The 8,196-nt window shown below is 69.0% G+C and carries 8 protein-coding genes and 1 pseudogene; 2 read left to right on the forward strand and 7 right to left on the reverse strand.

All coding sequences use genetic code 11. The features are described from left to right. Nucleotides 1-29 precede the first annotated feature (29 nt). Together ACWDTP_RS35570 and ACWDTP_RS35575 are read right to left on the reverse strand one after the other, a co-directional pair. Nucleotides 30-260 carry a hypothetical protein gene (locus ACWDTP_RS35570; protein ID WP_450027919.1) on the reverse strand — a complete coding sequence of 77 codons (231 nt, stop codon included), beginning with the start codon at nucleotides 258-260 and terminating at the stop codon, nucleotides 30-32. Between the two features lie 80 nt (nucleotides 261-340). After that, nucleotides 341-754, reverse strand: a complete 414-nt coding sequence (locus ACWDTP_RS35575; protein ID WP_450027926.1) for a lipoprotein LpqH — start codon at nucleotides 752-754, stop codon at nucleotides 341-343. 80 nt (nucleotides 755-834) lie between these two features. On the opposite strand from ACWDTP_RS35575, the gene ACWDTP_RS35580 reads away from it, so the two are divergent. Both ACWDTP_RS35580 and ilvA read left to right on the forward strand, forming a co-directional pair. Further along, a complete protein-coding gene (locus tag ACWDTP_RS35580) occupies nucleotides 835-1,272 on the forward strand; it encodes a nitroreductase family deazaflavin-dependent oxidoreductase (protein ID WP_450027920.1) in 438 nt (145 codons plus the stop codon). 28 nt (nucleotides 1,273-1,300) lie between these two features. After that, nucleotides 1,301-2,590: a threonine ammonia-lyase IlvA gene (gene ilvA / locus ACWDTP_RS35585; RefSeq protein WP_450027921.1), complete on the forward strand. Its 1,290-nt coding sequence runs from the start codon at nucleotides 1,301-1,303 to the stop codon at nucleotides 2,588-2,590. Between the two features lie 3 nt (nucleotides 2,591-2,593). On the opposite strand, the gene ACWDTP_RS35590 is transcribed toward ilvA, so the two are convergent. The 5 genes and pseudogenes from ACWDTP_RS35590 to ACWDTP_RS35610 all read right to left on the reverse strand — a co-directional run. Continuing rightward, complete coding sequence (locus ACWDTP_RS35590) at nucleotides 2,594-2,941, reverse strand: hypothetical protein (protein WP_450027922.1); 348 nt, start codon at nucleotides 2,939-2,941, stop codon at nucleotides 2,594-2,596. 22 nt (nucleotides 2,942-2,963) lie between these two features. Next, the gene (locus ACWDTP_RS35595; RefSeq protein ID WP_450027923.1) at nucleotides 2,964-3,410 is read right to left on the reverse strand and encodes a hypothetical protein; all 447 of its coding nucleotides are present in this window, start codon (nucleotides 3,408-3,410) and stop codon (nucleotides 2,964-2,966) included. 25 nt (nucleotides 3,411-3,435) lie between these two features. Next, the gene (treZ, locus tag ACWDTP_RS35600; protein WP_450027924.1) at nucleotides 3,436-5,208 is read right to left on the reverse strand and encodes a malto-oligosyltrehalose trehalohydrolase; all 1,773 of its coding nucleotides are present in this window, start codon (nucleotides 5,206-5,208) and stop codon (nucleotides 3,436-3,438) included. After that, on the reverse strand, nucleotides 5,205-7,475 hold the full coding sequence (gene treY, locus ACWDTP_RS35605) for a malto-oligosyltrehalose synthase (protein WP_450027925.1): 2,271 nt from the start codon (nucleotides 7,473-7,475) through the stop codon (nucleotides 5,205-5,207). The genes treZ and treY overlap by 4 nt, the downstream gene beginning before the upstream one ends. Further along, nucleotides 7,472-8,196, reverse strand: a pseudogene (locus ACWDTP_RS35610) (glycogen debranching enzyme); the annotation flags it as partial. The gene treY and the pseudogene ACWDTP_RS35610, both read right to left, overlap by 4 nt.

An 8,196-nucleotide genomic window follows, 5' to 3' on the forward strand; every position in this document is an offset into this window, starting at 1 on the left:
GGTACCGACGCGTCTGCTCGCGGGGTTGGTTAGCGGCGCGACGAGGTGTACAGGCCCAGGGTCAACCAGACCACGGTGGCCGCGCCGGCCGAGGCCAGTACCGCAGGCGCCGCGCTCATGGTCACGACACCGACGATCAGCAGCACCATGGCGCCGACCGCGAGGGCGATCAGCTTGTAGGCCGGCCAGGGCACCCCGGCCACCGGGATCTCGCGCTCGGCCAGGGATACGGCGTCGCGAAAATTTCCGGCTGCGGTCATGCGTCGACGATAGCTCGTAAACATGGTTTCGGCTACCCGAAACACTGGATGAGGATCGCCACTTTACCGGTCGACGCCGGTCAGCAGTGGGCTTGGATCCGGTATCGGGCCGTGGCCGGTTTGACCGGACGGTCGGCATACGACCCGTCTGCCGTGCCGGTGATGGTGAAGGTCGCCCCGTCGATCTCGGCGCGCAGGTCGGTCCCCTCGACCGAACTACCGGTGAAACCCTGCAGCCCGCGGAGCCGCACCAGCTTGGCGGTCACGGCGGCGCCCGTCTGGACCATCGCGGTGAACCCGGGTTCGGCGGGCTGGGTCTCGATGGTCCACAGCGTGCCCCGCTGCGTGCAGACGACTGAGAACGGGGTCGACACGTCCTGCCCGTCCATACTCATCCGTGCGGTGTACGAGTCGGCCGGGGCGCCCGAGGTCGTCGCACAGCCCGACACCCCGAGGACGGCCACCGCCACGGTGGATACCGCCACCCGCTGCATTCGTGATGGGACGCGCCGCACCCCGGGCGGGTTCCCGTTTTCCGGCCGATTCAATCGCGCCCCGGACCTATGCTGGCGCCATGCCGCTGACCGGAGAATACGAACCGAGCCCGTTCGACATGGCCCGCGAGAACGCCGAGACCTATATGGCGTCGGGAGGCACCGAGGGCACCGAAATGAACGGCAGGCCGGTGATCCTGCTGACCACCGTCGGAGCCAAGACCGGAAAGCTCCGCAAGACCCCGCTGATGCGCGTCGAGCACGACGGCGAATACGCGGTGGTCGCCTCGCTGGGCGGGGCCCCGAAAAACCCGGTCTGGTACTACAACATCAAGAAGAATCCGCACGTCGAGCTGCAGGACGGGCAGGATTCGGGGGACTACCAGGCCCGCGAGGTCGACGGCGCGGAGAAGGCCCGGTGGTGGGAACGTGCGGTGGCCGCGTTTCCGGACTACGCCGAGTACCAGAAGAAGACCGATCGTGAGATCCCGGTGTTTGTGCTCACCCCGGTGCAGTGAAATCGCTGGCCGGTGGCACCATTGACCGGTGACTGCCGAACTGAGCCCGAGCACGAGGAAGCCGCTGACCCCACCCCTTTCAGCGGCCGATATCGACGAGGCTGCCCGGCGAATTTCCGGTGTGGTCACCAGCAGCCCACTGCAGATCTGTGACCGGCTGTCGGAGGCTACCGGGGCGACGGTCTATCTGAAGCGCGAGGATCTGCAGGCGGTCCGGTCCTACAAGGTTCGCGGTGCGTTCAATCTGATGGCCCAGCTGTCGCGCGAGGAACTCGCCGCGGGCGTGGTGTGTTCGTCCGCGGGCAACCATGCGCAGGGTTTCGCGATGGCCTGCCGGTCCATGCAGACCCACGGCCGGGTCTACGTTCCGGCCAAAACCCCCAAGCAGAAGCGGGACCGGATCCGCTACCACGGCCGCGAGTTCATCGAGCTCATCGCGGTCGGCTCCACCTACGACCTGGCCGCCGCCGCGGCGCTCGACGATGTGGCCCGCACCGGGGCGACCCTGGTGCCGCCCTATGACGATGTGCGCACCATGGCCGGTCAGGGCACCATCGCCGTCGAGCTGCTCGATCAACTCGACGAGGAGCCGGATCTGGTCATCGTGCCGGTCGGCGGCGGCGGGTGCATCGCGGGCATCACCACCTACCTGGCCGAGCGGACCACCAATACCTCGGTGCTGGGTGCCGAACCCGCGGGCGCGGCCTCGATGATCGCCGCGCTCGCCGCGGGCGGACCCGTGACGTTGGAGCATGTCGACCAGTTCGTCGACGGTGCGGCGGTGGCGCGGGCCGGGGCGGGGCCCTACGCGGCGCTGGCGGCCGCCGGTGACATGGTGTCGATGACGACGGTCGACGAGGGTGCGGTGTGCAGCGCGATGCTCGACCTCTACCAGAACGAGGGCATCATCGCCGAGCCCGCGGGGGCGCTGTCGGTGGCGGCCCTGCTGGACGCCGATATCGAGCCGGGGTCGACGGTGGTGTGCCTGGTCTCGGGCGGCAACAACGATGTCTCGCGGTACAACGAGGTGCTGGAGCGTTCGCTGGTGCACCTCGGCCTCAAGCACTACTTCCTGGTCGACTTTCCGCAGGAACCCGGGGCGCTGCGGCGGTTCCTCGACGAGGTGCTCGGGCCGGGCGACGACATCACCCTGTTCGAGTACGTCAAGCGCAACAACCGCGAGACCGGCGAGGCGCTGTGCGGTGTCCAGCTCAGTTCGGCGGCCGACCTCGAGGGTCTGCTGGCCCGGATGGAGTCCTCCGACGTGCACGTCGAGCTGCTGGAGCCGGGTTCCCCGACGTATCGCTACCTGACTTGAGCGTCAGGTCTGCGACCACGCCGCCGCGGGCATGATCAGGTAGACACCGACGCGCCGCAGGCCCGAAATCTCCGCCAGACGCGCGGTCAGGGCGTCTGTGCGCTGCTGCGCGTTGCGTTCGCGGTCGGCGGCCAGCTTTGACCGGATCTCGACCACGACGTCCATCTCCGATACGTCCAACTCACCCAGCTCCCGGAAACGCACCTCCACGTCGCCGGGTTGGAGATCCCCGTCGTACGGCTCGTCGGCGCTGGCGACGGCCAACGACACCTCGTGGGGCAGATGAACGGCGAGGGTGCGCAACGTCTCCACTGGAATGCTCGGGCGGTGGGTGACCTCGACGATCGGCATGACCAGAGGCTACCGGTGTGCGCTAACCGGTTTGCTTGAGTTTGGGGCCGACCTCGACCAGGACCTCGTCGTTGGCCCGGAAGATCGGTTCCAGCGGCACGCCGTACTCGGCCGCGGTCCTGCCCAGCAGCGACGCCCAGTCGCGGTCGAGTTTCGAGATCGGCCCGCGGCCCGGTCGGGTCAGCAGCAGCGCGACGGTGCTGCCCGGCTCGAGGCCGGCCAGGACCCGCGGCAACCGGGACATCACGTAGTCGACCAGGCCCGGCTGCGGTCTGGCGCGTAGCGGAACCTGACTCATGGTCTTGTACATCCGGCGGTCCGCGCCGAGGAACCCGACCCACAACAAGCGTTCGCTGAAGCCGAGCCGGCCCATCAGGGCGCGCCACCGTTCACCCATGTCGGCGGCCGAGTGCACCGGGTCGGTCGCGCTTTCGATCGCTGGGATAGGTCGCGGTTCACGATGGTTCATAGCCGAATCATCGCCGCCGGCATGGCTATCCGGGTAACGGGTTATCCACAGGCCCGCGCCCTGTGGACAGCGGGTTGACAGTTCGCAGAATCGCGAAAGAATGGCCGGCCAGTTGCGTGGTGTCCGACCCGATCACGGGCTGCTCCCAGGCCAGCACCGGCTCGCCGGTGACCGGAATCAGCGCGGGTTCGGGCCCCAGGTTGCACGCGATGGACAGGGCGCCGCGGTGCAGCACGATCCAGTGCCGCTCCTCGTCGAAGTCGACCTGCAGGTGCGCCAGCCAGGGGTCGGCGAGGTCGGGCTCGGTGTGCCGTAGTGCGATCAGTTCCCGGTACACCCGATGGAGCCTGCCGTGTTCGCCCTCGCCGATCTCGGCCCAGTTCAGCTTGGACCGCTGGAAGGTCGCCGGGTCCTGCGGATCGGGTATCTCGTCGGCGTCCCACCCGTGCTCGGCGAACTCGGCTTTGCGGCCCTCGGCGGTGGCACGGGCCAGTTCGGGTTCGGGATGTGAGCTGAAGAATTGGAACGGCGAGGACGACCCCCACTCTTCACCCATGAAAAGCATTGCGGTGTAGGGGGATCCGAGTGCCAACGCGGCCTTCACGGCGAGCTGGCCGAAGTCCAGGCGTTGCGAGGGCCGGTCGCCGACGGCGCGATTGCCGACCTGATCGTGGGTGAGGGTGTAGGCCAGCAGCCGGGTCGCCGGAATGGTGGCGGTGTCCAGTGGCCTGCCATGACGCCTGCCCCGGAACGACGAGTAGGTGCCGGCGTGGAAGAAGCCGTGCTCGAGGGTGGTGGCCAGGGCCGACAGCGACCCGAAATCCGCGTAGTAGCCCTGCCGTTCACCGGATACCGCGGTGTGGATGGCGTGGTGGATATCGTCGTCCCACTGGGCGGTCAGCCCGTAGCCGCCGCGGTCGCGCGGGGTGATCAGGCGCGGATCGTTGAGATCGCTCTCGGCGATCAACGACAGCGGCCTGCCGAGTTGTTCTGCCAGCGCATCGGTTTCGGTGCCCAGCTCCTCGAGGATGTGGACGGCGGTGTTGTCCATCAGCGCGTGCACGGCGTCCAGGCGCAGCCCGTCGGCGTGGAAGTCGCGCATCCACCGCAGCGCGCAGTCGAGGAGGTAACGGCGCACCTCGTCGGCACCGGCGTCGGACAGGTTGATCGAGGCGCCCCACGGATTGTGACCCGACGACAGGTACGGCCCGAACCGGGGCAGGTAGTTGCCGGACGGTCCGAGGTGGTTGAACACGGCATCGATCAGCACACCCAGCCCGCGGGCGTGGCAGGCGTCGACCAGCCGGATCAGGCCGTCGGGGCCGCCGTAGGGTTCGTGCACGGCGTACCACAGGACGCCGTCGTAGCCCCAGCCGTGCGTACCGCCGAACGCGTTGACCGGCATCACCTCGACGAAGTCCACCCCGAGCTCGACCAGATAATCCAGCCTGTCGATCGCCGAGTCGAATGTTCCACCCGGCGTGAAGGTTCCGATGTGCAGCTCATAGATCACCGCGCCCGCGACGGATCGACCCGCCCAGCCGGTGTCGGTCCAGACGTCGGGCGCGGGTTGCCAGAGCTGCGAGCGCTCGTGCACACCGTCGGGCTGGCGCGCCGAGCGCGGATCGGGCAGCACCTTCGGGTCGTCGTCGAGCAGGAATCCGTACCTGGCGTCGGGCGGGCAGTCCACCTCGGCACGCCACCACCCGTCCCCGGACCGGCGCATGGCGTGCACCGATTCGTCCACGTCGAGCCGGACCTCGCCGGGATCGGGGGCCCACACCGCGAATTCGGTCATCGGACCCGCTCCAACAGCGCGACCGGCAGGTCGTCGAACACCGCGGCCGCGGCAACGGTGCCGGTCCATCGCCGCCGGCTCAGCAGGTCCAGCCATTCGCCCTCGGGCAGCGGCAGGGCGGTGTCGCCCCAACCGGTTTCGGACAACGCGACGGTCCACCGGCTGACCGCGACGACGATGTCGGCTCCGCGCCGGAAGGCCACCAGATGGGACGCGGCCGAGCCCAACGCCCGAATCGGGGTGTGCGCACCGGACCGGAACGCGGGGGAGTGGGCCCGGCGCGCGCGCAGCGCCGCACTGGTGACCCGGATCTTGGCATCGGCCGATTCCCGCAAGGCGACCCGGCGGGCGGCGTAGTCGACCGGACGGCGGTTGTCCGGGTCGACCAGGCTGTCCTCGGCGAGTTCGGTGCCCTGGTAGACGTCCGGAACGCCGGACCCGGTCAGCGCGATGAGTTTCTGGCCGAGGCTGTCACTGCGGGCGTGCTCGTCGAGGCGGGTGGCCAGGTCGGTCAGCGCACCGGCGACCGGCCCGTCCAGCACGGCGTCCAGCCAGCGGTGCACCGCGGATTCGAACCCGGCGTCGGGGTCGTGCCACGACGTCGCGGTGGCCGCCTCTCTGATCGCCTTTTCGGCGTATGTGTGCAGCCGGACCCGCAACTCGTCGGTGACCTCGCCGCTCACCGGCCATACGCCGAAGATGTTCTGCCACAGGAACAGTGCCGTGCCGCGGTCGGGAGGTGGGGCGAGGTCGGTCCATTGCCCGATTAGCTCCGACCACAGCGCCGGCACCTGGGACAGCACCCCGATCCGGGCCCGCACATCCTCACCCCGTTTGGTGTCGTGGGTGCTCAGCGTCGTCATCGCGGCCGGCCAGCGATGCGCCCGATCCGCCGCCCGCTGATGGAACTCGGCGGTCGCGACACCGAACAGGTCGGGGGCGCCGCCGACCTCGTTGAGTGACACCAGCCGGGCGTCGCGGTAGAACAGGCAGTCCTCGACCGCCTTGGCGGTGGCCGCACCGCACAGCTGGTTGAATCGGGTCATCGCCTCGGTGCTGGCGTTGAGCGCCGCCGTGACGGTGGTCAGGGCGTCGGTGAGGTCTGGTGCGGCCGCGGCCGTTTCGCAGACGGCGACGGGTAGCACGGCGGGCAGTCCCGGATAGTCGCAGCGGTACACCCCGATCCGGCTGACCAGTTCCGCGACCGCATCGGGCAGGCCCGGATCGTGGCTCGCGGTGACCCGGGAGATGACCCGGCACAGCCGGGCCAGTTCGCTGCCAAGGGTGTCGGTGACCGCGGCGCGTTTGAGTGCCTGCTCGGAACCCGGGTCGAGCCCGGCGCACAGTGCGGTCAGCCCGGGCGCACCGGACGGATCGATGAACAGGCCGCCGGTCTCGCGCAGCGCGTCGTAGCCGGTGGTGCCGGCCACCGGCAGCGTGGCATCGAGGCCCTCGTCGGTGGCCAGGATCTTCTCCGCGACGATCCACGCCGACGGACCGGTCAGTTCGCGCAGCCACGACAGATACCCCGACGGATCGGCCAGCCCGTCCGGATGGTCGATGCGCAGCCCGTCGACCAGACCTTCGTCGAACCAGCGCCTGACCTCGACGTGGGTGGCGTCGAAAACCGCACGGTCCTCCTGCCGCAACGCCGCCAGCGAGGTGATCGAGAAGAACCGCCGGTAACCGCAGATCCCGCGCCGCCAGCCGATCAGCCGGTAGTGCTGACGGTCGTGCACCTCGGTGCCGCTGCCGCCGCCGGTGCCCGGCGCGATCGGCAGCACCAGATCGCCCAGCCGCAGCACGTCCCCGTCGACGACCAGGTCGGCGACATCGTCGTCGGAACCCAGGATCGGCAACACGATTCGACCGCCGTCGAGGTCCCAGTCGATGTCGAAGTAGTCGGCGTAGGCCGAGCCGCGGCCGTGGCTGAGCAGATCCCACCACCACCGGTTCTGGCCGGCGTCGGCGACGCCGAGGTGATTGGGCACGATATCGACGACCAGCCCCATACCGCGGCCATGTGCGGCCTCGGACAGCCGGCGCAGACCGTCCGGGCCGCCGAGCGCGGCCGAGACGGTGGTGGGATCGGTCACGTCGTAGCCGTGGGTGGAGCCCTCGGCCGCGGTGAGGATGGGGGACAGGTACACATGCGAGACGCCGAGGTCGTCGAGATAGTCGAGCAGGCCGACGGCATCGTCGAACGTGCAGCAGTCCCCGCGCATCTGCAGCCGGTACGTCGACAGCACGGGGCGGATCGCGGTCATGCCGTCTTGCGCAGGACGAGCAGCGAACGGGCCTGCAGCGAGATCTTCTCGCCCGCGTTCACCACGACGTCGGACTCGCCGGTCGGATCGGCCGTGTCGAGGTCGGCGGTCCACTCCTGGGCGTAGTCGCCGTTCGGCGTGACGAAGTCCTGCGGGTGGTCGTTGGCGTTGAAACACAACAGGAACGAGTCGTCGACGACCCGCTCGCCGCGGGCGTCGGGAGCTTCGATGGCATCCCCGTTGAGGAACACCGCGACGCAGGTCCCCAGCCCCGCGCCCCAGTCCTCGGGGGTCATCTCGGTTCCCGAGAGGGTCAGCCAGGCGATGTCGCGGACCTGGTCCCCGCACCTGATCGGTTTGCCTTCGAAGAACCTGCGGCGCCGGAACACCGGATGGTGCCTGCGGAAGTCGACCACCTTGCGGGTGAAGGCCAGCAGGTCGCCGTTGCTCTCGCACAGCGACCAGTCCATCCAGGACAGTTCCGAATCCTGGCAGTAGACGTTGTTGTTGCCCGCCTGGGTCCGCCCGATCTCGTCGCCGTGCGCAATCATCGGGGTGCCCTGTGACAGCATCAACGTGCCCATGATGTTGCGCATCTGCTTGCCGCGCAACGCCAGAATGTCCGGGTCGTCGGTGGGTCCCTCGACCCCGCAGTTCCAGGACCGGTTGTGGCTTTCGCCGTCCCGGTTGTCCTCGCCGTTGTCCTCGTTGTGTTTCTCTT

Source organism: Mycobacterium sp. NPDC003449 (assembly GCF_053588415.1).

What these genes read in the sequence shown, in the direction of transcription:
- ACWDTP_RS35570 (WP_450027919.1), bottom strand. Translation starts at nt 260, where the DNA reads ATGACCGCAGCCGGAAATTTTCGCGACGCCGTATCCCTGGCCGAGCGC.
- ACWDTP_RS35575 (WP_450027926.1), bottom strand. Translation starts at nt 754, where the DNA reads ATGCAGCGGGTGGCGGTATCCACCGTGGCGGTGGCCGTCCTCGGGGTG.
- ACWDTP_RS35580 (WP_450027920.1), top strand. Translation starts at nt 835, where the DNA reads ATGCCGCTGACCGGAGAATACGAACCGAGCCCGTTCGACATGGCCCGC.
- ACWDTP_RS35590 (WP_450027922.1), bottom strand. Translation starts at nt 2,941, where the DNA reads ATGCCGATCGTCGAGGTCACCCACCGCCCGAGCATTCCAGTGGAGACG.
- ACWDTP_RS35595 (WP_450027923.1), bottom strand. Translation starts at nt 3,410, where the DNA reads ATGAACCATCGTGAACCGCGACCTATCCCAGCGATCGAAAGCGCGACC.
- treZ (WP_450027924.1), bottom strand. Translation starts at nt 5,208, where the DNA reads ATGACCGAATTCGCGGTGTGGGCCCCCGATCCCGGCGAGGTCCGGCTC.
- treY (WP_450027925.1), bottom strand. Translation starts at nt 7,475, where the DNA reads ATGACCGCGATCCGCCCCGTGCTGTCGACGTACCGGCTGCAGATGCGC.